Annotated in this window: 25 protein-coding genes and 1 pseudogene; 14 read left to right on the top strand and 12 right to left on the bottom strand. The window is 45.4% G+C overall.

What is annotated here, in order from left to right; all coding sequences use genetic code 11:
* Positions 1 to 1,641: MobV family relaxase (gene mobV / locus C7B70_RS22035; protein WP_106371095.1), on the top strand; the 1,641-nt coding region annotated here is incomplete at its 5' end.
* Positions 1,642 to 1,748: 107 nt separating this feature from the next.
* Complete coding sequence (locus C7B70_RS22030) at positions 1,749 to 2,567, top strand: hypothetical protein (RefSeq protein WP_146134133.1); 819 nt, start codon at positions 1,749 to 1,751, stop codon at positions 2,565 to 2,567.
* 87 nt (positions 2,568 to 2,654) lie between these two features.
* Here C7B70_RS22030 and C7B70_RS22025 read toward each other — a convergent pair whose 3' ends face one another.
* Both C7B70_RS22025 and C7B70_RS22020 read right to left on the bottom strand, forming a co-directional pair.
* A complete protein-coding gene (locus C7B70_RS22025) occupies positions 2,655 to 3,599 on the bottom strand; it encodes a sigma-70 family RNA polymerase sigma factor (protein ID WP_106371093.1) in 945 nt (314 codons plus the stop codon).
* Positions 3,596 to 3,859, bottom strand: a complete 264-nt coding sequence (locus C7B70_RS22020; RefSeq protein ID WP_106371092.1) for a hypothetical protein — start codon at positions 3,857 to 3,859, stop codon at positions 3,596 to 3,598. The genes C7B70_RS22025 and C7B70_RS22020 overlap by 4 nt, the downstream gene beginning before the upstream one ends.
* Positions 3,860 to 3,877: 18 nt before the next feature.
* Here C7B70_RS22020 and C7B70_RS28500 point away from each other — a divergent pair, with 18 nt between their 5' ends.
* From C7B70_RS28500 to C7B70_RS22000, 5 genes are all read left to right on the top strand, one after another.
* The gene (locus C7B70_RS28500) at positions 3,878 to 4,006 is read left to right on the top strand and encodes a hypothetical protein (RefSeq protein WP_255409368.1); all 129 of its coding nucleotides are present in this window, start codon (positions 3,878 to 3,880) and stop codon (positions 4,004 to 4,006) included.
* Between the two features lie 119 nt (positions 4,007 to 4,125).
* Positions 4,126 to 4,407 (top strand): hypothetical protein, encoded by a 282-nt coding sequence (locus C7B70_RS22015; protein ID WP_106371091.1) that lies wholly within the window; start codon positions 4,126 to 4,128, stop codon positions 4,405 to 4,407.
* 392 nt (positions 4,408 to 4,799) lie between these two features.
* Complete coding sequence (locus C7B70_RS22010; RefSeq protein ID WP_106371090.1) at positions 4,800 to 7,607, top strand: DUF3854 domain-containing protein; 2,808 nt, start codon at positions 4,800 to 4,802, stop codon at positions 7,605 to 7,607.
* Between the two features lie 66 nt (positions 7,608 to 7,673).
* Positions 7,674 to 7,877: a toprim domain-containing protein gene (locus C7B70_RS22005; RefSeq protein WP_255409367.1), complete on the top strand. Its 204-nt coding sequence runs from the start codon at positions 7,674 to 7,676 to the stop codon at positions 7,875 to 7,877.
* A gap of 23 nt (positions 7,878 to 7,900) precedes the next feature.
* Positions 7,901 to 8,428, top strand: coding sequence for a pentapeptide repeat-containing protein (locus tag C7B70_RS22000; protein ID WP_106371088.1), 528 nt, complete (start codon positions 7,901 to 7,903; stop codon positions 8,426 to 8,428).
* 192 nt (positions 8,429 to 8,620) lie between these two features.
* Here C7B70_RS22000 and C7B70_RS21995 read toward each other — a convergent pair whose 3' ends face one another.
* The 7 genes from C7B70_RS21995 to C7B70_RS21970 all read right to left on the bottom strand — a co-directional run bounded on the left by C7B70_RS21995 (position 8,621) and on the right by C7B70_RS21970 (position 11,778).
* Positions 8,621 to 9,013 (bottom strand): hypothetical protein, encoded by a 393-nt coding sequence (locus tag C7B70_RS21995; protein ID WP_106371087.1) that lies wholly within the window; start codon positions 9,011 to 9,013, stop codon positions 8,621 to 8,623.
* Positions 9,010 to 9,738 carry a ParA family protein gene (locus tag C7B70_RS21990; RefSeq protein ID WP_106371086.1) on the bottom strand — a complete coding sequence of 243 codons (729 nt, stop codon included), beginning with the start codon at positions 9,736 to 9,738 and terminating at the stop codon, positions 9,010 to 9,012. The genes C7B70_RS21995 and C7B70_RS21990 overlap by 4 nt, the downstream gene beginning before the upstream one ends.
* Before the next feature lie 196 nt (positions 9,739 to 9,934).
* On the bottom strand, positions 9,935 to 10,189 hold the full coding sequence (locus C7B70_RS21985) for a DUF2283 domain-containing protein (RefSeq protein WP_233221059.1): 255 nt from the start codon (positions 10,187 to 10,189) through the stop codon (positions 9,935 to 9,937).
* Positions 10,186 to 10,446, bottom strand: coding sequence for a DUF4258 domain-containing protein (locus tag C7B70_RS21980; RefSeq protein ID WP_106371085.1), 261 nt, complete (start codon positions 10,444 to 10,446; stop codon positions 10,186 to 10,188). The genes C7B70_RS21985 and C7B70_RS21980 overlap by 4 nt, the downstream gene beginning before the upstream one ends.
* Positions 10,447 to 10,491: 45 nt before the next feature.
* On the bottom strand, positions 10,492 to 10,665 hold the full coding sequence (locus C7B70_RS26555; RefSeq protein WP_158260555.1) for a hypothetical protein: 174 nt from the start codon (positions 10,663 to 10,665) through the stop codon (positions 10,492 to 10,494).
* Positions 10,666 to 10,705: 40 nt separating this feature from the next.
* Positions 10,706 to 11,032, bottom strand: a complete 327-nt coding sequence (locus C7B70_RS21975; RefSeq protein WP_106371084.1) for a hypothetical protein — start codon at positions 11,030 to 11,032, stop codon at positions 10,706 to 10,708.
* A 65-nt stretch (positions 11,033 to 11,097) separates the two neighbouring features.
* Positions 11,098 to 11,778, bottom strand: a complete 681-nt coding sequence (locus tag C7B70_RS21970; RefSeq protein ID WP_106371083.1) for a site-specific integrase — start codon at positions 11,776 to 11,778, stop codon at positions 11,098 to 11,100.
* A 112-nt stretch (positions 11,779 to 11,890) separates the two neighbouring features.
* On the opposite strand from C7B70_RS21970, the gene C7B70_RS21965 reads away from it, so the two are divergent.
* The 7 genes and pseudogenes from C7B70_RS21965 (at position 11,891) to istB (ending at position 18,490) form a co-directional block, all read left to right on the top strand.
* On the top strand, positions 11,891 to 12,544 hold the full coding sequence (locus tag C7B70_RS21965; protein ID WP_233221058.1) for a ParA family protein: 654 nt from the start codon (positions 11,891 to 11,893) through the stop codon (positions 12,542 to 12,544).
* Positions 12,541 to 12,825, top strand: a complete 285-nt coding sequence (locus C7B70_RS21960) for a ribbon-helix-helix domain-containing protein (protein ID WP_106371081.1) — start codon at positions 12,541 to 12,543, stop codon at positions 12,823 to 12,825. Before C7B70_RS21965 ends, C7B70_RS21960 begins: the two co-directional genes overlap by 4 nt.
* Positions 12,826 to 13,199: 374 nt before the next feature.
* The gene (gene c2c8, locus C7B70_RS21955; protein ID WP_106371080.1) at positions 13,200 to 14,855 is read left to right on the top strand and encodes a type V CRISPR-associated protein C2c8; all 1,656 of its coding nucleotides are present in this window, start codon (positions 13,200 to 13,202) and stop codon (positions 14,853 to 14,855) included.
* Positions 14,856 to 15,132: 277 nt separating this feature from the next.
* Entirely contained in the window at positions 15,133 to 15,729 is a 597-nt protein-coding gene (locus C7B70_RS21950) for a type IV pilin-like G/H family protein (RefSeq protein WP_106371079.1), read from the top strand.
* Positions 15,730 to 15,910: 181 nt separating this feature from the next.
* Positions 15,911 to 16,009: a type II secretion system protein gene (locus C7B70_RS21945; RefSeq protein WP_304529263.1), complete on the top strand. Its 99-nt coding sequence runs from the start codon at positions 15,911 to 15,913 to the stop codon at positions 16,007 to 16,009.
* Positions 16,010 to 16,247: 238 nt separating this feature from the next.
* A pseudogene (gene istA / locus C7B70_RS21940) lies at positions 16,248 to 17,925 on the top strand (IS21 family transposase); the annotation flags it as partial.
* Positions 17,810 to 18,490, top strand: a complete 681-nt coding sequence (gene istB / locus C7B70_RS21935) for an IS21-like element helper ATPase IstB (protein WP_369831940.1) — start codon at positions 17,810 to 17,812, stop codon at positions 18,488 to 18,490. The pseudogene istA and the gene istB, both read left to right, overlap by 116 nt.
* A 43-nt stretch (positions 18,491 to 18,533) precedes the next feature.
* Here istB and C7B70_RS21930 read toward each other — a convergent pair whose 3' ends face one another.
* From C7B70_RS21930 to C7B70_RS21920, 3 genes are read right to left on the bottom strand one after another with little or no spacing between them, the layout of a single operon-like run.
* The gene (locus C7B70_RS21930; RefSeq protein WP_106371076.1) at positions 18,534 to 19,340 is read right to left on the bottom strand and encodes a hypothetical protein; all 807 of its coding nucleotides are present in this window, start codon (positions 19,338 to 19,340) and stop codon (positions 18,534 to 18,536) included.
* A complete protein-coding gene (locus C7B70_RS21925; protein WP_106371075.1) occupies positions 19,337 to 20,125 on the bottom strand; it encodes a hypothetical protein in 789 nt (262 codons plus the stop codon). The genes C7B70_RS21930 and C7B70_RS21925 overlap by 4 nt, the downstream gene beginning before the upstream one ends.
* A gap of 15 nt (positions 20,126 to 20,140) precedes the next feature.
* A complete protein-coding gene (locus tag C7B70_RS21920; protein WP_106371074.1) occupies positions 20,141 to 20,629 on the bottom strand; it encodes a hypothetical protein in 489 nt (162 codons plus the stop codon).
* Positions 20,630 to 20,902 lie beyond the last annotated feature (273 nt).

The raw sequence follows: 20,902 nt of genomic DNA, 5'->3' as shown, positions 1-20,902 counted from the left end.
AAACAACATATCCGCATTATTGGGCAACCAGACAGCCCCAACATCCCAGACCTAGAAACTCTAGTTCGGCAGCACATAGGCGAACAGACAATTCGCAAGAATGCTGTACTAGCGGTGGAGTTTCTATTAACAGCCAGCCCCGAATACTTCCGACCGGATGACCCAAGCAAAGCAGGACATTACGAACAGCAGCGATTAGAAGACTTCCAGCAGTCTGCCTGCCAGTGGCTAGTCAATAGATATGGCGACCGCATTATCAGAGCCGAACTGCATCTAGACGAATCCACACCGCACATTCACGCCTATATGGTTCCACTGGATGATCGAGGAAAACTTAACTGTAGAGCTTTACTTGGTGGCAGTCGCTATCGCTTATCTGAACTGCAAGATGACTTTGCCCAAGCTATGGCGACCCTAGGACTAGAACGCGGCATCAAAGGTAGTAAAGCTAAACATACAGAAATCAGCAAGTATTACGCTGCTATCAATTCTGCACCTGATACTAATCTAGACATCTCATCAATGCAGCAACTTGTCGCAGATCGGCAACGAGCAGTCAGAGATAGCGCACAGATGGAGCAGACTGCTAAGGCACTCGCTCTAGAGGTAGAACGCTCCCAACAACGAATTAAAGAACTAGAACGCATTGCCAAGGAGCAAGCACAACAAGCACTCTTATGGCAGAATAAATATCAAGACTTAGCTAATAAGGTGCGGCACATTCCCCTCGAACAAGTTGCCTATGAATTAGGTCTAGAACCCGACCCTAAAGACAAACATAAATGGCAGCATGAAAACCACATTATCAATATCACTGGCAGTAAGTTTTATGACTGGCAGTACCTCAAAGGTGGTGGAGGTGCAATTGACTTAGTAATGCACGTCAATCAGTGTAACTTTAAACAAGCAGTGGCATGGTTAAATGACCGCTTAGGAGAATCAGCTACCCTTGAAGCTGTTACTTATAAAACTAGAGAAGTTATCAAAACCGAACAGCCTCCTCCCTTCATTGCTCCAACGCCGGATGCGGATAAGTGGCAGCAAGTAAAAACTTATCTTACCCGCGAACGCCGACTACCTAGCAGCTTGGTAGATAATCTGCATGACTTGGGGTTAGTTTATGCAGATGACAAGCAAAATGCTGTATTTATTCGCCGCGACTTGGAGCAACAAACCATCACTGGTGCGGCGCTACGAGGCACAGCCGGAGCCGATAACACATTTAAAGGTTTAGCACTTGGCTCTAAGCGAAGTAATGGCTGGTTTCACTTCCAAAAGGGAGGACAATCATCCGACCCAATTACACGAGCAGTATTGGTAGAATCGCCCATTGATGCCATCTCATTTGCTGTCTTAGACCGCACCGACTCGCTCAAGACAATCTATTTATCTACTGATGGAGCAGGGCAAGTTCCTCTAGAATTTTTACGGCAGCTACCAAATAAATCAGTCATTGTTGCTTACGACAATGACAATTCAGGTAATTTAATGACACTTAATGTAATGGAGCAGTTACCTAACTGTGTCCGCAAACTTCCCCAGGCACAGGATTGGAATGAGGAGCTAAAGAATATGTTTAATCTTACGCACCAACAACAGCGAGCAGCCGAAGAAAAACAGAGCAAAGGATTTAGTCGGTAGAACTCGTTCTTAACTCTGTCAGTTGCCCAAATTATCTAACCCACTAAAATAATGCTCTGACTACGACCAATAAAATTAGTTGCACCTATCTCGATTGGAGAAAAATTATGGGTCTTGACGTTTACCTGAAGCGATTTGAGAACTACGCTGCATCACAACGGCTTAAAGCTGAGTACGAACGACGAATGGATCGCGCTTGGGAGCAAATGGCTAATCGCCGAACTGATGATGAAATTTCCGCTCAAGAGGAAGAAATTTATTCACAGCAATGCCGAAAGATTGCCCGCACAATGGGACTAGATTCAAATGGAGAAGACCCACTTGTTCAAACAATAAGACTTCCTTCGCAAAAGTACCCCGACCACCGCTTTAAAATTGGCTACTTCTACAGTTCTAACAATGACTCTGGCATCAATCGCATTTTGAGTGATGCCATTGGCATAGATTTACATAGCATCTTCAACCCGCTAGCCGAAGAAGAGGATTTTCGACCGGATTGGACTTTAGCTCGTAATATTTGTCTCAAAGCGATTGCTGACTTTACTACTCATATCGAGCAACATCCTTATGGTGTGGTGCCACTAACGTTCGACCCTGATATTTCCCCAATTCAAGCTCAAATAACAAGCAAAGCTTTGGCACTGCAAAAGTTGGTGGCAATGAAGGAGCAAAGAACCGACACACAACCGAATAATTTTGGCGGCTGGGCTGGAGATTTTTTCTTAACAGAACCTTTAGAAGTTCTCGCAATCATCCCTGGAACTGCCGGGTTTTTAGATCGCCCGGATCTGCCTTGTTTCTATATAGTGTTTCAGCACAAACATCTCGATTTCTACTTGCAAGGCTTAGAAATTGTCTTAGAAACAATTGAATATGTCCTAGAACAACCAGATAGTGATAAGTATTATTTGGAGTGGTCTAACTGATGCCAAAGGGCTGCGACCAGCAACCCAACAATCATTAAAAGCGCCCTGTAAACAGAGGCGCTTTCAGTTAGTTTGCAAATTAAACTGTTAGCCCTGACTAACTTTCATCGCCTCTCCTAAATGCAGACGCAAGCATTCGAGCGCCCTGACTTCTAGTTGGTGTACGCCCTGTCTGCTGATGCCCAGTAACGCCCCAACCTGAGCAAACGTCAGTGCTTGACCATCTATTAATCCATAGCGCAAGATTATAACTTGTCGGTACTTCGGCTTGAGCCGCCAAAGTAGTGCCTCTAAATCGACGGCAAAACCCTCTTGGATAATTAACAACTCTTCTGGCGTGGGGCTGGAAGACGGCAGCAAGTCTCCTATTTCAACATCTTTGTCATCCCCTAGCCTTACATTCAATGACTGTGGTTGTCGCGCCCACTTCAAGCATTTTGTTACCTGCAAAGACGTTAGTTCTAGTTCTGCTGCTAGCTCAGTGATGTTGGGAGTACGCCCCAGCTTTAGGCAGAACTGCCTGCTTGCCGTCCTAATCTGGTCTAACCTCTGGTTCAAGCACATCGGTAGCCGGACTATGGTACTCGTGGCTTTAACAGCACGGTTGATTGATTGCCTAATCCACCAGGTCGCGTAAGTGCTGAAGCGAAATCCTCTATTTGGGTCGAACTTCTCTACTGCCCGTTGCAGCCCGATAGCTCCTTCTTGAATTAAGTCTTGGAAGTCTACCCCACGTTCTCTGTAGCGTTTGGCGATCGCTACCACTAATCGCAGATTAGCTTCAATCATTTGGCACTTAGCCTGTTGCCCACGCGCCAACGTTTTGGTCAAATCAGCTTCGCTCACCTTAACAAGCAATGCCCATTCTTGGGGTGTAGGTTCGCGGTGCAACTGTTGAGCTAAGGTTTTCTTGGCTGCTAAGAGCGGCATCATCGCTTGTACCTGCGTCCCTAAGAATACTTCTTGTTCTTGTGTCAGCAGCGCCACTCGCCCGATTTGCCGAAAATAGGTGCGGATGGAGTCTTCAATCATGCCGCACCTCCAAGGCGATTATTCCACTTAGGAACAGAGGCGCGGATTTCTTCTAACTCGACTTCTATGTTTTCCAGGTAGGGCTTAACTTGCTGTAGATAGCTAATGATTAGCAATACAGTTCTTGCTCGTCTTTCTTCTGGTACTAGGTCTGCTCGTTGTAGTTGTTCTAAGGCAATTTCTAGCAACTCTTGCAGCCGGATGAGTGAATGTAGCTCATCAAGTGCCGCAACAGTTGTACTGTGCAGATTTTGTGACATGATAAATTCGCTCCAATATTGGTTCGTCAATGTTGGGGAAGTCCTGGTGAGGTGGGTGGCTCCATCTCACCGGGGCGCTATCCAGTTGTTGATGTAATTAAATCAACCTTTGGCAAAAAAAGCGATCGCTCCAGGTTTCACCACTAAAGGCGGACGCTTTTGTTTTGCAGGGCTGTTGCCTTGCTTCCAATATCTTACTCTTTTTGTTGACTGTCAAGCGTTGATGATCAATAATATTTAAATAAGCGTTTAAGGAGATAATCAACTTGAGTGCATTGGATTTATTTGTGAAAGCTAACGTTGATCTATCTGACTACTGGCCCAAAGATCAGGAAGGAAAACCTAAAACCGTTAACTCTGTGTATGAGTCCCTATTAAACACACCTAACAAAATCAGCCGCAATACTCTTAAGTTAGCGCTTGATGGGAAGCTTGACAGGGGATATTTTAGCAATCAGGTGAAGCTTGCTAGGGCAGCATCTGCCTGGGCAGGCAGAGAAATAACACCTAATGACCTACTGAAGATTGAAGAAGACGATGGGGGGTAGCTCAATAAAGCTAAAATTCCCCAATCGGATTTTTCAATCAGGGAATTTTATTTACAGCGTAGCTGATTAAGCTTTGGCAATTTGCCAGTATTCTATTTTTAGGTTTAAGCTTGCCCCCTGGACAACTTGACTTTTGCTAGAAACAAAAGTCCCACACAGTTCATGCATTGCTGCATGCCAGGGGGAAAAGAAAAGAACCACTACACATGCATTCGTGCATTTGAGGTACTACCTCGCTGAATGGCTTGGCGGCTTTCGATAGCGAGGTAGATGTGAAGCAGTTGCTTTGATTCTATCAGGGCTAGATTGCTAAAGCCTAGTACAAGGCAGCAATTTTTATAACTGCGTTCTCTGATTCCTCAAATGCGCTCTAGTAACCACAAGAGGCATTTGTGACTCAATCTACAACATTTACTTATACTAATTTTGCAAGTTCATCAGAATTCAATGCCAGGCACTACAAGGAGTGTGTAGAAAACCGGGGATTGAATTCTCAGTGGCTCTTAACCAATTGCTACTCAGTCACAGCTAACGTTGCCACCCAACGGCTAGGCTACACAGCCAAATCAGACGGCATCTGGCTCTGTGGCTGCAATCATCAAAGTCAATACAAACCCGATAAACCTTGGAAGGCAGAAGGTGATAAGAGAGCCGCTAAGTATCGCTCTCCCTTCGGCGAATACGATGCTATGCTACCTACCCATCCTACTAATCCTCATTACTGGCATGACACCACGGCTCTCAAACAAAAAGCATACAAAATTGATGGGCATCCTTGCTTAGTTTTGACTGAGGGCTTTTTCAAGTCAATCGCTGGTTGTACTAATGACATTCCCACCATTGCCTTATTGGGTGTTGAGATGGGTTTAACCTCTAAAGATGCCGACTTGCAAGGTAAGCGGTACTTAGTACCAACTTTGGAACGTTACGCCAAGGAGGGGTTTGGATTTATCATCGGCTTTGATGCCGACTGTGCTACCAACGATAATGTCATCAAGGCACAGCTAAAGCTAGCCCATCAGCTTAAACTATTTAAAGTTCCGGTTTATAGTGTAACGGGGCTATGGACGGTTACAGAAGGTAAAGGCATGGATGACTACATCCAAAATAATGGCGCAGAACGCTTCAAGCGCAAAGTATTGGGCAAAGCTGTAAATATCGCTGCTTGGGAAAAGCAGTTTCAAACGCCTGAAACTCATAGAACTGATAAACTGCCACCTGCCGATTTAATCGGGCGAGAAATTATCGAAGATTACCGCGCTCGCCTGCTGTGGAACGACGAGCAGAAGACCTGGATGCACTATAGTTTGGAGCGCTCAGGAGTCTGGAGTGCCGTCAGCGAGCAGTATTTAGAATCGGTCGTAGACGCGATTTTAGAGTCCAAGGGCATCATCGGCTATGGTAGCGCCGCTTATGTGACTAACATCGTCGCCAAGATGCGACGGCGGCTGTTTGAGCGCCTTTGGGGTGAGCGCTCTGCTAACGAGATTTTGCCCTTTACTGATGGCGTACTCAATCTAGCTACTGGACAACTAGAACCCCACACTCCTGGCAATCGCCTGACTTGGTGCTTGCCACGCCCTTACAACTCTATAGCTACAGGCTGGACAAAGATCGATACTTGGTTAGAGCAGTCCACAGGGACAAATTCAGCCCATAAAGAAATGTTGCTGTGTTTTGCTGCCGCCGTCCTGCGCGGTCGCTGTGACTTGCAGAAATTCCTGCACTTGATTGGCGTGGGCGGCTCAGGTAAATCAACCTACACCCGCTTGCTTGAGGCGGTGATTGGTCCACAAAATTGTTGGAATGGTAGCCTGACTGACTTGGAAGATAAACACGAGGTCGCTCGGTTGATTGGTAAGCGCTTAGTTATCCTCCCTGACCAAGATAAGGTCACGGGTAGTTTGTCTAACTTCAAGCGCTTAACTGGCCAAGACACCCTCTGCGGACGACGCTTGTACAAGGATGGCATTAACTTCCGCTTCCCTGGTTTGGCAATTGTGACTTCTAATGCCCCAATCTTTCATGCCGACGGCGGCAGTTGGCTAACGCGGCGGATTCTCATGCTGGCGTTTGACCACAAACCCGCCGCAGGTCAGCTTAAGGATTTAGAAACTGAATTTGAACCAGAGCTATCAGCTTTTACTAACTACTTACTTTCTATCCCTAACGATGAAATTACCCGCGTCCTGCGGCGGCTCGGCTCCGATGGGGTCAGCGCTACTTTGTGGCAGTCCAAGCTCCGCACTGATTCTATTGCCGCTTGGGTTAACGACTTAGTAATTCATGCTCCCCATGCTCAAACCCAAATTGGCAGCGATCGCCACCAGTGGGCAGACCAACCTTACAACCCGCTTATTTCTACTTTATTTGGTTCTTATTGCCACTACTGCCGTATTAGCGGTCTTCAGGCTAAAGGTAAGAATAATTTTAGCGCTGACTTAATTGAGCTAGTCCAGCAGACCCTCGGTTGGAGTGACGTGCAATGGGCGCGTGATGCTACTGGTCGCCGCGTCATTCGCGGACTCAAACTGCGCTCTGACGGCGATAGTGCGCCGTTTTTAGAAGATAGCGTGGCAACTGACGACCTATCTGACCACCGCTCTGACGACCTATCTGACGACCTGAAACACTACTACAGCAATAGTTCTGACGACCCTGACGACCTTTTAACTTTAAAACTTTTAGCTAGTAAAGATGAATTAGAACATAATGCAAAAATTGATGGGGCTTTAACAGAAGTTTTTGCCTCCCCACCCGTCAGTAATCCTAAACCTGAATCACAGCTAACCTCTGAGGTGGTTAGCGAGGTGGTCAGTGAGGTGGTCAGTGAGGTCGTCAGTGAGCCAGGGGCGATGGCACAACCTCAAAAAGTTGAGCCAGAGCCTTTAAATGTAGAAACACAGGTAACAAATGCACTTACCACTCTGTCGCCACTACAAACTACAACGAATAGTGCCGCAGAAGGACTGCCCACTAAAGAGTTGCCATCCACACCACCGCAATTTAAGCAGAAGCAGTCAACGAATCGTCGGCTTCAGCCAGTGGAGATTTTAAATAACGCTGGCGATTGGGTGGCTGGCTACTTCGTCCACAGTTGTATTGCTGTTGCCAATTTGGTAGGCATTGAGCAAAAGTTCACGCTGTTTGATGCTGATGGGGGGGCTTATACCTTTTTGGGGCAGGTTCGTCCACTCTAGCTAGTTTGAGCGCTGGTAAAGCGAGCTCTCAATTGGCTGAAGAGGTGTTCAACTATCTTTTATAGAGTGTTCGGTTTTCTCCAAAAGTTGTTATCTAGAGCGGTGGTCGTTGCACTGGACAGCGATACCGATGGTGAAAAGATGGCGCAGAAAATCTTGGCTCAGTTACCTCACCAAGCAGCGCGGCTTTGCTCCAAAGCCAAAGATTGGCACGAGGAACTGAAAAAAGATTTGGAGTTAGCGTTGCAGCCCAAGCAGACTCCAGAGTAAGAACAAAGCAGAGGATTAAGCCTATGAAATCAGTATTCATGCAGCTAGCTACAGCTTTTCAAAGGGTGCTACCCCGCAGGTTTGTTCGCCAAGCGGACCAGTATTACTTTGATGATGAAGTAATCATTGTTTCCAGCGACAACGTAGAAGAAGTTTGGGACTTCGACGACCAAGAAATTTACTACCTACCTTACGATGAGTGGCAGATCCGTAGCGCTGTAGCTGCGAGGCATATTCTTGAAGATTACGAGCGAGGATATCGGGATTTCTCCGCACTGGTATTGATTGGGGCAGATTTACAGGGAGCATCGCTACAGGACACTGATTTCTCTGATAGCCAACTCTTTCGGGCAAATCTACAAGGCGCGAATCTACAAGGTGTAGATTTTTCTTACGCTAAACTTCGTGAAGCAAATTTACAAGGCGCGGACTTGAGCAATGCAGACCTTAGAGGATCTGACTTGAGCTATGCTAATTTGTGCGATGCCAACCTTGATGGAGCTATGTTCAAAGGAGCTTTTGTTACTGATACTAAGGGGTTGAGCTTTTAAGGGGGGAAGCCGAGATACCTGCAACCTCAGACATGATATGAAGAATCATTACAATGATTGCTGTTCTAGTTTTCGCTCCTTGTCCATAAATCCTTGAATTTATGGCGGCTTCGGCAAGTGGCACTTTTCTACAGCAATAAAGCCTTTTCTCCTACTTTTCTAATGGTATTAAACTATAATTTCATTAAGCCTTTATAGCTTTAGCTGTTGCCGCAAATCCTCTACATTCTTGATTTGGCTCCAGTTAATATCGGTGTCCTGTAGTAAGTCTATGGCTATCCCAATGAGGTGCTGGGGGAATACGCGCTCGCTCGGAGCAACAGGAGTGTTGTTGTTATCGCGGACGGTACGTGCTGTTTGGGATAACCAGGTGTGCTGAGTGCGAGTAATTTTAACGTTGATATTTACAAGTTTCTCCGGCTCTAGTTGTTCTCTACCTGGAGGCGAAGCTTCTAGTTCTTTTTTGTCAACCTTTTCTAGCGATGAGGTTGTCTCTTGCTCTAGTTCTTGCTTTGGCTTACTTATTTTACCAAAGTCACTGAGCTTGCCCAAGCCACCCATGCGAGATCCTTTTCTATTGGTCATGACACCTTCCACAGTTTGCTGCATTCTTTAGCCAGAGATTGATAAGCTTTTGCGCCACTAGAGTTTGAGGCATAGTCAAGAATCGATTTTTGCACCGCAATGGACTCCGCCACGCTGATATTTTCTGGAATCACAGCGTGTAGTAGCCGATAGTCCATTTCTACAGATGATTCAACCAGTAAGTCGTCCGCCTCGCGGGTCAAAACTAATCGTGGCTTATAGCGCACCCGTAAAGCTTCAATGGGCAGATCCGGTCTTTCATCTCGAATTAGCGTTATTGCCTCAGAAAAACCCCGCAAGGCAGCAGGTTCGCATAAAGTTGGCACTAAAACGCGATCGCTACTCAAAAGCGCCTGCACTGATGCAACGCTCAAGCTAGGCGGACAATCCATCATTACCAAATCGAAGAAGCCCGCCAAACGCTCTAGTGCTGGAGTAAACAAGTCTGATTCAGCCAATAAGCGAAACATCCCAATATCTCCAGGAATCAGCGATAGGTTTTTCGTCGCTGTAGCTAGAGGAGTAAACAACCCTTGAGAAGTTAACCAATCGAGCGCTGTAGGAGTTTGCCCATCCATACCTAGGGCAAATGAGAGCGTTCGCTGTCCATCAAGGTCAATTAGCAATACTCGGCGCTTAGGGCTTGCAAGAGCAGCCCCCAGATTCAAAGCCGTCGTGCTTTTTCCGGTCCCGCCTTTAAGATTAAATACAGCAACCTTTAACATACATAATACCTAAATTGCTTTATTGTTTAACTCTATTAAGGTATTAGACCTTTATATAATTGTTGTATCCCTAGCTTTCTCTCTCCAGATATATTCTACTTTTGATAGCTTTAACCTAATAATACTGTTAATTGTTAAAGGTATTAAACCATAACACCTTTAAAGTACCCTACGTCACTAGCAGAGCGTTCGCAGCTTAAGCAAGAGCGTGTTCCATGAGAAAGCTCTCAAATGCTTTTCTCTCATCAGGATTATGAAATGGAATCTTCAGACTCAATAGATGGCGAGGATCTTTCTTTTTCATCCCCAGGATTTCAACGCCTACTACACCGCCATGCTCGTTGAAATCAAATATAACACCAGGTACAACTTCTTCAGACTCAATAATTTTTGCGTCATCTAGTTGCAGGTAGGCAGCATCAACTTCAGAATCGAAATCTATTTTCATCATCTGTCCCAAGGAGCGCGGTCAAAGTAAGCAGTAACAATCCGCCAGGGGTCTGTGGTTTCATTATAGACAACACATACTACTCGATCGCCCGATTCAGGAATATAACCCCACGCTTTAAATAACTCTGGGTCTTCTGCATCGGCTTCCTCGTGGTCTGGATTTTCTAATACACGTACTATCCAGTCAAGAGAAATCCCCCGTTGCATAATTCTTTTTCGTGCATGGTTGGTCAGTATATAGGGGAAGTCAATCGGCATTGAGACATTTGGGCGGGCTAGCTACCATTTAACACCCTGCGCGTGTTAGTCGTAATAATAATTAAAGGTATTAGACCATAAGACATTAAGAAGAAGATGTAGATCGCAATCACTGGTTGCTATCCACATCGGAACTTGCGGGTAGTGAGCCTCGGTGTAAAACACTATCAGGGTAACGTTCTGGATGCTAATAACAGCGCGAATAATGGTTTGAGTCATGGCGCGAGCGCCTCATATCACCTTTTAGAACCACCTCTAATTATGAAACGGGCATCACATCAGAATTAACTGCGGTGACTTCCTCTTTTGGTTCTTTAGCTTTCTTCTCAAAAACCTTGATGCCAGCGTCAACCACTTCAAAGCCGTCGGCTGTACGCTGCCCTAGCTTGCCACTGACAGACCCACCCCAATCACTAAAAGCTGTGGCATCAGCTTCAGCCTTACGCCAGCTTTTGGCATTAATTAAAGCAGTGAAGATAACTCCATTTTGGTCGGTCAGCAAGATTTCGATTTTCTTGTTGGGTGCAGGTTTAGCTTCGGGGAGTTCGTTGAATTTGAGCGTGATTTCTGATTTAACTTCTGTCATTATGTCCGCAAGTATTGATGAGGGTTTTAATTTTAGGACAAGCTTTGGTGATCGTAATAATTAATCTACAATAACTCGCTATCGGAGGATAGAGCGCGATCAACTTCCTGATTTGGCGTGTCTGAGTCGGGATTAAGGATTAGGTCGTCATAACTGGGTTTCCCGACATGAGACAACATTGATAAAGACGCGATCGCGCCTCTGACTTGTTCGGGGCGTACCTCTAAGTATTTTTGTAATTCATCCAGGGTGCGATGTCCTGAGACTTCCTGTATGACCCGTAAGGGGATTCCGCTATCGCTCATCATTGTCAAGGCGGTGCGGCGGAACGAATGGGTACTCGCGCCATCAATCCCTACTTTGAGGCAGGCAGAGCGTAATATCCGTGCTGCGGAATCTGGGTTTATGTGTCCCTTGCCGTGACGACCGGGGAAAAGAAACCATTGATAGGATGGCGGGTTGTAGTCAACTAACAAATTTCTTAAATCCTCGCCCACAGGAATCGTGCGCGTCGCCAATTTGCCTTTGGTGTTACCTTTACGAATTATTAGTTCCGGGCGCACAAGCCTTTTAAAGTCGTAGACATCACCACGACGAAGGGTGCAGGCTTCAGCAATCCGACAGGCAGTGTACAGGCAGATGCCGAACAAGGCGCGATCTCGGCGGATAGTTAGCCCCTGACTAAATAGCAACTGGATCTCTTCGGTGGTGAGAATCTTCGCTCTCCCGTGTCGGTCAATTTTCATCCCGCGCCGCAACAATTCTAGGGTTTAATTCATAGCCTACCGAAGAATTGAGTCCTTGTTTACTGCTTAAGAGCTTTCTTGAATTTAAACATCTAAATGTTTAAATGTTTAGATGTCTAGACATTTAAGTGTGAGCAGGCTAAAATTAGCAGCATCACAATTTATTGAAGCGATGATTGTAACTATTGCTTCATTCAAAGGAGGGGTGGGCAAGACCACGACCGCACTCCACCTCGCTACTTACTTGCAAACCTTAGCGCCGACGCTGCTAGTTGACGGCGACCTGAACCGCTCTGCCTTAGACTGGGCAGCAAGGGGTAATCTGCCGTTTAAGGTAATTGACGAAAAAGCCGCCGTTAAGTTTGCCCGTCAGTACGAACATATAGTTATTGATACTCCGGCTCGTCCCGCTCCTGAAGAATTGAAAACTATAGCCCAAGGCTGCGACTTGTTGGTGCTACCGACCTCACCGGATGCTCTAGCAATGGGAGCAATGCTGCAAATGGTGGATGCGCTTCATGAGTTGAACGCTAACTACAAGATTTTGCTGACTCTAATTCCTCCACACCCTAGCCGGGTTGGGGAAGAGGCAAAGCAATCTTTACACTCGGCAGGTTTACCAGTTTTTAAATCTGGAATTAGGCGCTATGCCGTCTTCCAACGTGCGGCCCTAGAGGGAGTACCAGTAAATCAAGTTAAGGGCGATTCAAAAGCAGGTATTGCATGGCGATGTTACTGCGAAATCGCCAGGGAGATTTTGTCATGAGTAACAAGGGTGGCAGCAGTGGCAGCCGATTTGATGATTTATTTGGTGCGGCTAGAACTAGCTCAATTGAGCCGGAGTCGAAATTACAACCGATTGAAAAGCCTCCAGTCCGCAAAACTAAGAGTACCGATCCTGACTACATTCGCACTACAGTTTATTTACCCAAGCAGCTGCATAAGCAACTTAAGTCAGCCGCCGCGGACGAAGAAAGAGAGATGAGCGACATCATGACGCAAGCGATTGCTCGATATCTTGAGGAGCGCAGGGGGAAGCCTAGCTAAAACATTTGGATGTCCTTATGTTTAGATGTTTAAACATTTAAACGCTAAGTTGATGAAAATTACCGTTTGACCGTCATTTATTCCCATCCTACGAAGAGTGGAGGGGAATGTGAATGGCAAACAGAATTTTCGCTAGGACAACAGGGGAGAAATTTTTTTTGAGGTGGGTGATATGATAGTCAGCCGAACTGGGTAAGTTAAAAGCATAGTTAGCTAAGTCATCTCTCACCTCAAGCAAAAACCAGGGTTTGAGTAGCAGTAAAAACCTGCCACAAGTCGAAAAGTCCTGCAAAGTCTGGACAATTGTGATTGGTTGTCCCCCAAAAATTTTGGTGTTACTATAGTGCCTGTTTCAGGGCAGTCCAGTACTAGCAATGCGTACCGTCGAATTCAAGTTAGACCTAAATCAAACCCAGCAGGCTAAGGTAGATGACTGGCTCAATGTGCTGCGTTGGGTTTGGAATCGAGGTCTACATCTGTTAACGGAATTTGACAGTTTTACTTCTTGGGATAAGGTGTCAAAGACTTGGACTCCATCCTGCCCGATTCAGTGGGAGTACTACAGAGATGATGATGGGCATCTCGTCCCTTTCACAAGGCTTGCTCAGACTAAGCCATATCGGATGAGTTGCCCCATCTCGCAAGCTTATCGCCAGCCGGAGCTAGAATCACCTAATCACTTTGGGCTTCTGTACTACTTCGCCCAAAAGAACCACGAAGACAAACCTTGGTTTTGCGAAGTTCCCGCCAAAGTTGTCGCTGGTACGCTCAAATCCCTATCCGATGCTTGGTCAGAGTATAAAGCAGGGAAACATAAGCGACCAAGATATAAGCGATATAAGGATAAACTCAAAACACTCGTTAACAATAATTCCAAATCTGTCAAAATTTCAGGTAAACAAATTACCCTACCAAAACTTGGAAAGGTGACGGTTAAAACCCTTGATAAAAGGTGGGATGCTAAAGTTCCTATCGCCACGCTAAAAATTGTTAAGGAGCCGTCAGGGTATTATCTGCAATTAACGGGGGAACTGCCGCTAAAGAGATTTAAACCTTCCAACAAGGCAGTAGGGATATCTCTGGGGTACAAGGATTTATTCACAACCGACAGCGGCAAGGTAGTAAAGCCTCCAGCTTACTATCAAAAGATGGAGAAGAATCTGCAAAGGCTCCAGCGAAAACTCAGCCGACAACAAAACATCTGCCCAATTAGTACATACAATCCCGAATTAGCAGAGCATTTTTTAAGTTGCCCAATTAATCCCCACAAGGGTGCAAACAAAGCGAAAACTCAGCAGAAGATTTCACAGCAACATGAGAAAATTCGCCGCGCTCGACGGGCTTTTAATCACAAGCTTTCGACTAAATTAGTGCAGGAGTACGGCGGGATTGCCACAGCTAAATCTGAGGTGCGGAAAATTACCCGCCGACCCAAGCCAATAGTAAATAAGGAAGGCACTGGCTACGACCCGAATAGTGCAGAACGTAAGTCCCAGTTCAACAAACAAATTTTGGCTAACGGTCTGGGGCAACTGACAACCCTGATTGAGCAGAAAGCCGTAGTCAACGGGCGAGAATTTATTGAAATCGCTCCTAAAGAAATTCCAGATGAACCAAGGCAACGTGCCGAACGCTACAGTAAGCGGCTAAGGTTGCCCCGTGCTGTTCATCTATCAAGCTTCTTCGGAAGATACCGCGCTTGGTCGTGGGAATCAAAGCCTGGGGAGTCCCAAAGGACGTTAAACCAGGAAGCCTCGCAAGAGGCAGCTCTCCGTGATGCGGGGACAACCTCTAAATCTAGTTCAGCAAACACCAATCTGACCGAATCTTCAAACTTTAATGGAGATAGAGCGAGCCGTGCTACCTCTCAAAGCTCCTTGGAAACGAGATCTGAGCTTGCAAACCCCTGCAAGTCAGAATCATTTAAGCAGCTTCCGAAGGCGAAGAAGCATAGCTCTGCGCCACCGACCTCCGAAAAGCAATTAGGGAGAAAGAAGCGGCGGTCTACAAGGGAAAACGATTCTAGCTAGTTGTGAAGGTTGCAAGTTACTTTAATTGAATTAGTGATCGCATTTTTTATGGCTCTCAAGTGTTATTACAAAGTGCGACGCCGACAAATGGGCATTTATCAACAAATAAAGCCTATTTTAAAACAGTGCTTCTACGGGATAACTACAGAAACTTTACATTAAACAAGTATAAATACTGAACTTTGAATCTAGGTGATAGGAATGCTGTTTGAGGTGGGTAAGTTATTAGTAACAGGGAAAGAAAGCCCCACACCACCCAACCAACGGACAAACTCAAATGAAAGCTCAAATCGCTGCCAAGTACCTACAATTTTTAACCAAGAAGAACGCTAACAAAAATTCTGGTTTCACATTAATCGAACTATTAGTTGTAATTATCATCATCGGTATTTTATCGGCTATTGCATTGCCTTCTTTCTTAAACCAAGCTGCTAAAGCTCGTGCATCTGAAGCCAGAACTAACGTTGGTGCAGTTAACCGCGCGCAGCAAGCTTTCTATCTTGAGAATCAGAGATTTGCTGTTGATACCGCTGCTGTTGCTGCTAATCCCAGCGCTAATCCTCCTACTGCTGCTGTTGCCGGTGGTACTGCTAGTCAGCTATTGGGTATTGGTGTTAAAGATACGGTTAACTATGCTTATACTTCGGTGTCTACTACTCCTACCGAGAGCGTTATTAACAGGGGCAAATCACTTAACAAAGACCTCAAAGGTCATATTGGAGCTTCCTTCAGCAATCTTGGACAGACTCCTACACTCTTGTGTGCTGCTAAGGCTCCCGCTCTTGAAGCTACTACTGCTATGGATGTCCCAGTACTTACTCCTGCTACTGGCGTAATCACCTGTGGCACTAACACAGACCCCGTTGGACAATAACTAAGCTAGTCAAATTAGTTCAAAATATCTATCTGAGGTGGTTAAGTTTCTTTACCACCTTCTTTTTGCTTTCTAGCAAGCTCTTTGCAATTTGCTGTTAAATTTTTCCAGGTGACAATTCAACTAGAAATAGAAAGGTATAACTGAAACGAAAGATATCTCTGCATTTGAATATATACGTTTGCTTACTAAGCATAATAAATGTCAATACAAGGGCTTTACCCTAATTGAACTACTGGTAGCCATCATCATTATTGGAATTTTGTCAGCTATTGTTTAATCAATATTGCAGGTAGTCGGCTGCGTAATAGTCTTGGACGTTTCAGGCATGTTAAACGACAATTAAATAGACCGACTAACGACAACTAACTTGACCGCCTTCCCAGATTGAGGAGAAGCAAATTATCTAAAGCAATAGATACCTAAATGAAAGACACTAGGCAGTTGTTCATTAACGTCAATTAAGAAGCTGCCTAGTGTCTGGGAAACGAATTAATTCAATTCAGGTTCAACTATACATGAGAGCAAGAGAATCTGGCTGCACGCAAGAAACAGCGGCAGCCAAAGGAGGCTTGTCTGTCCGTACAGGCAGACGAATTGAAAAAGGAGAACATCAACCGCAAAGAAGAAAACCCCATGACTGGCGCACTCGCGCTGACCCATTAGCAGAAGTATGGGAGAGCGAGTTAGTACCGCTGCTCTTAGATCAACCTAAACTACAAGCAATGACACTATATGAGTATTTGCAACAGAAATATCCTGGCAAGTATGGATCGTCTATCCTGCGAACGTTACAACGACGAGTGCAGCAGTGGAAAGCCAGCAGTGGACCACCACGAGAAGTGATGTTTGAGCAAGTCCATCGACCAGGAGTGATGGGCTTGTCAGATTTCACCAAACTCAAGCAAGTGAAAATTACGATTGCAGGCAAACCCTTTGAACACCTGTTATACCACTACCGTTTGGCTTATAGCGGTTGGCAGTACGTGCAAGTAATTTTAGGCGGCGAAAGCTTCATTGCTTTATGTCAAGGACTACAGAACGCTATAGAAAAGAGTGGTGGTTGCCCATTAGAACACCGCAGCGACAGTCTAAGTGCGGCTTATCGTAACTTAGGCGGTCGTACCAACGAAGACTTGACTCAGATGTACCAACGGCTGTGCCAGCATTACCGAATGCGACCAACCCGCAATAACCGAGGGATTGCTCATGAAAATGGCTCGATTGAATCGCCGCACGGCTATTTCAAGAACCGATTGCATCAAGCGCTACTGCTGCGTGGCTCCTGTGACTTTGATCATATTGCCGACTATCAAGGCTTCATCAATCAAATGATGGAGGTACTCAATGCCAAGATTTGTCAGAAGTTTCAAGAAGAACAACCTTACTTACATTCTCTGCCAGAACATCGTTATCCAGACTATGAAATCCTCAGTGTCAAGGTGACTCGCCAAAGCACTATTACTGTGCGCTGTATTCTCTATACTGTGCCGTCACAGTTGATTGGTCAGCGTTTGACAATTCATTTGTACCACGACCGACTAATCGGCTTTGTGGGTAATGCTTTGGTAGTGGAATTACTTCGTATCCATGTACCTAGTAATAGTCACCTCCGGCGCGCTCGGTGCGTCAATTATCGTCATGTGATTGATAGTCTGCGGCGCAAACCACGAGCTTTTCTTCATTGCTCCTGGCAGCAAGACTTGCTGCGAGGGCGACAATTACCGCCAATTATGGCAGCAGATGTTGACGCAGCTTGATGATTACAATGCCTGTCGGCTGATGGTTGAAGCTTTATATATTGCGGCAAAACTTGATAAAGAACAGGCAATTCTTACTTATCTTCAGGCTCAACTCCAAGCAGACACCCTTTCCCTGACCGCTCTCCAACAGCATTTTCAAATAGTTAATAGTCCCCAAATCCCAGCAATGCAAATTCAACAGCATTCTTTAGGTCAATATGACCAATTACTCAATTATGTCTCCTCAAGCGACCGCCTCCGACACCCTGCCTCTGCTCCTCAAGGAACTCAAGTTGTCCCATATCCTGCAAGTATGGCAAAATCAGGAGCAGCAGGCTATCAGCCAGCAGTGGTCTTACACTCAATTTCTGCTTACCCTCTGCGAGTACGAGAGTACCCAGCGCTATCAATTACGAGTGCAACGAGCGCTCAAGGAAGCGCAACTACCCTTAAAATCCCTCTCTAATTTTGACTTCCAACGTTGTCCTACGCTCCATCAGCCTACGGTCATTTCTTTAGCTCAGGACACTGGATGGTTAAAACGTGGGGAGAATCTGTTGAGCTTTGGTCCTTCAGGCGTAGGCAAGACTCATTTGGCTGCGGCGATTGCACGCAGCTTGATTGAACTGGGTGCGAAAGTAAAATTTACTACTGCCACTGCCCTAGTACAATTGCTACAACAAGCTAAAGCCCAATTTCAACTCCAAGCTCTCCTTCTGCGGCTGGACAGATACGATTTGCTCGTTGTTGATGATATTGGCTATGTCAAAAAATCCGAATCTGAAACTTCAGTGCTGTTTGAGTTAATCTCCCATCGCTATGAACGTAAAAGTCTGCTAATTACTTCTAATCATCCCTTCAGTAATTGGGATGAGATTTTTTCTGACTCCACTATGACCGTCGCTGCCGTAGATCGCTTAGTGCATCATGCGGTCATTCTTGAAATTCAAGCCGAATCGTTCCGCAAGCAAGCTGCTGTGCAACAATCATCTTCTCGCGGCTTCAAGCGGTCAACATAATTGACGCGATTCGGTCAGGATAGTTGACATTTGACACAGGCAGCTATTTCTTGCCTTTATTGATTTTTTGATAAAGAATCTTGCACTCCAAGCCAGGTTTCATAGAACCATCCTCCTCAAAGCACTTATCAAACTGTGCCTGATTATTCTTGATTACAGGTAGGTACTTTTCAGTTTCCCCCCAGTACAAATGCATAATCGCAGCCCAAATCATCCCCCCAGCTACCATCGCCACACCTATAGCTGTTAATGGTGCTATCGAACCAATTGCAGCACTCAACCTAATTTTGTTCTGAAGCTTGTCCATCGCTCCATGCATACCCTTAGTTCGCTCCACTGCCTTATTTAGTTCTGCTTTAGCATCGTTAACCTGCTGCACTACCTCTTGCATAACCAATTGATAAGCTTTTCTATCTTCCGCTACCTTCTCGATGAGTCCAATGGTAGAATTTTTCAACGATGATGCCATAGTAGCGGTTCTCAAGGCTTGAGTTAGCGTTTCACTATTTGCATCGGCAATCGCTGATGTAGCAGCCATACCTGATTTTTTTATTTCGGCAACGATGGCTGAACCTACTCGCGTCAAATCTTCAATCAAGACTTTTGCTTGCTCGTTGCTCAACTGATAATTTGATTGACTTGACTGCTCAATCCTTTGCCTCTCCGTACTAATCCCACCCAAAATATCCTCGCACAATTGCACAGTGTACTCCACCGCGCCAATATACAAAAACAACACATCATCATCGGGCAAGTTTAACCGCCGAGCCGTCCGCATAATAGTTGCTTTATGTTCAGCCGTCATCCGAGTAATAATGCCATCTAAATAATTATCATCAATAAAAGTCATTCACCTAACCCCAAATACTTACCCGCTTTCTTCACCTCCTCCGTCATATCCATTAGCCAACGATAAGCTCTAGTGCGTTGGCTGCGCTGTAAAATAGTATTCTCTGCATCCACCACCGTGCGAAAAGGTAGATCGTTATCCTCAATCACATCCCAAGAAGTCCAAAACATCTCTTGCAGATTTAACTCTATCCCCCCAAGCTGCTCCACAACCTTCTTTCTAGTTTGCGAGGCATCATAGCGGCTAAAAGTATGCGACTCGCCAAACAACAAGTTTTTCACCACTACATAATCAGCTTGGTTGCCACAAAGTTCAACCACATCCTTCAACGCACCCACGGAGCTACGAGTCTTCCCCAACACATGAACAATCGTGACTCGATAGCCTGATTCTTCTGCCACCGAGAGCAAATCTAATTCCCGAATCAAACTTGTAAACGCATCTCTAGACCTAGCAGGCAGATCCACCAGCAGCAAATCTTTGTACTCTCCCAGAGTATCAATTAGATAATCCGCTTCACCTCGTACCGTAAAATCAACCCGCTCCACAGCATCCGGTTCTCCATCCAATAGCCCAACCCCTTTATCACCCACACGCTTATAACAGCGATATAAGTCAGCATTGCTAGTATCTGAATCAATTGCTTGACAACCTATTGACTCATAGCGATAAATATCCAACAATAACCGAGCAACTGCCGACTTACCTACACCCCCCTTATCGCCATAAATAAAGACCAATCGCTTAAGAGCAGAACTTACGGACTTATCTTCTTTAGCTGCCATAATATAATTCCCCCACTACAACTCATCGTTACTAGGAATATCCGCAAACTTACCCCGAACTACCGACTTAGGTTTAGCTGCCGATTTTGTGTCCGGCTTCATATCTGATTTAGTCTCAGCTTTAGTATCTGCTTCAATATCTAAACTGGTATCCAATTCAAGTTTAGTATCTGGCTTAATATCTGATACGGCTGACTCTTCAGCCGTTTGAGTTGATAGCTTAGAGGCAGTTTCAGGCGCACGTTTCTTCCCCTTTGATTCAGCCAAGTATTGCTTCAGCGTCGCTCCTTTAATACTAATTCCTTCCTCCGTAAGAATAAAAGCAACTTCCTCATAGGTATAACCGCGCCTCAAAGCTTTAGTAATCGTCGGCTTAAATTTAGAGATCGCCTCTCTTAGAGTCATCCCCTGTTTAGGCTTAGGCTGGATTCGAGCTTCTACCTTCTCTAAAATTGACTTAAACTGATCTTCATTAATATCAATAACCGTTTGCTTGGCAGGCATAAAACTACCTATTCACATAGGGTAAAGTCTAACGGAATTAACCCTACTGGTAAACTAATACTGGTAAAGATAAATTAAGTTTTGCCCACAGCGACCACCCGACAACAGCCAGCCCCAGCCCGAAGCGCCAGCTTCTTTCTTTCCCGGTAGTCATAGTAGTAGCGCCGCCCCCGGACCTACTGTTAGATTATTGGTAAGTGTTTTAAAGTCTTGACTTACTCCACAATTTTGCCCCTAACGGGTCGCTGCGCTCAAAATTGTTCCGCTCGCCCT

The organism is Chlorogloea sp. CCALA 695 (assembly GCF_003003885.1).
Classification (GTDB): domain Bacteria; phylum Cyanobacteriota; class Cyanobacteriia; order Cyanobacteriales; family Chroococcidiopsidaceae; genus Aliterella.
This window is presented reverse-complemented; position numbering and strand designations above follow the sequence as displayed.

Excerpts from the sequence above, each read along its gene's own strand:
- C7B70_RS22030 (WP_146134133.1), top strand. The coding sequence starts at position 1,749 with ATGGGTCTTGACGTTTACCTGAAGCGATTTGAGAACTACGCTGCATCA.
- C7B70_RS22025 (WP_106371093.1), bottom strand. The coding sequence starts at position 3,599 with ATGATTGAAGACTCCATCCGCACCTATTTTCGGCAAATCGGGCGAGTG.
- C7B70_RS22020 (WP_106371092.1), bottom strand. The coding sequence starts at position 3,859 with ATGTCACAAAATCTGCACAGTACAACTGTTGCGGCACTTGATGAGCTA.
- C7B70_RS22000 (WP_106371088.1), top strand. The coding sequence starts at position 7,901 with ATGAAATCAGTATTCATGCAGCTAGCTACAGCTTTTCAAAGGGTGCTA.
- C7B70_RS21995 (WP_106371087.1), bottom strand. The coding sequence starts at position 9,013 with ATGACCAATAGAAAAGGATCTCGCATGGGTGGCTTGGGCAAGCTCAGT.
- C7B70_RS21990 (WP_106371086.1), bottom strand. The coding sequence starts at position 9,738 with ATGTTAAAGGTTGCTGTATTTAATCTTAAAGGCGGGACCGGAAAAAGC.
- C7B70_RS21985 (WP_233221059.1), bottom strand. The coding sequence starts at position 10,189 with ATGATGAAAATAGATTTCGATTCTGAAGTTGATGCTGCCTACCTGCAA.
- C7B70_RS21980 (WP_106371085.1), bottom strand. The coding sequence starts at position 10,446 with ATGCCGATTGACTTCCCCTATATACTGACCAACCATGCACGAAAAAGA.
- C7B70_RS26555 (WP_158260555.1), bottom strand. The coding sequence starts at position 10,665 with ATGACTCAAACCATTATTCGCGCTGTTATTAGCATCCAGAACGTTACC.
- C7B70_RS21975 (WP_106371084.1), bottom strand. The coding sequence starts at position 11,032 with ATGACAGAAGTTAAATCAGAAATCACGCTCAAATTCAACGAACTCCCC.
- C7B70_RS21970 (WP_106371083.1), bottom strand. The coding sequence starts at position 11,778 with ATGAAAATTGACCGACACGGGAGAGCGAAGATTCTCACCACCGAAGAG.
- C7B70_RS21965 (WP_233221058.1), top strand. The coding sequence starts at position 11,891 with ATGTCTAGACATTTAAGTGTGAGCAGGCTAAAATTAGCAGCATCACAA.
- C7B70_RS21960 (WP_106371081.1), top strand. The coding sequence starts at position 12,541 with ATGAGTAACAAGGGTGGCAGCAGTGGCAGCCGATTTGATGATTTATTT.
- c2c8 (WP_106371080.1), top strand. The coding sequence starts at position 13,200 with ATGCGTACCGTCGAATTCAAGTTAGACCTAAATCAAACCCAGCAGGCT.
- C7B70_RS21950 (WP_106371079.1), top strand. The coding sequence starts at position 15,133 with ATGAAAGCTCAAATCGCTGCCAAGTACCTACAATTTTTAACCAAGAAG.
- C7B70_RS21930 (WP_106371076.1), bottom strand. The coding sequence starts at position 19,340 with ATGACTTTTATTGATGATAATTATTTAGATGGCATTATTACTCGGATG.
- C7B70_RS21925 (WP_106371075.1), bottom strand. The coding sequence starts at position 20,125 with ATGGCAGCTAAAGAAGATAAGTCCGTAAGTTCTGCTCTTAAGCGATTG.
- C7B70_RS21920 (WP_106371074.1), bottom strand. The coding sequence starts at position 20,629 with ATGCCTGCCAAGCAAACGGTTATTGATATTAATGAAGATCAGTTTAAG.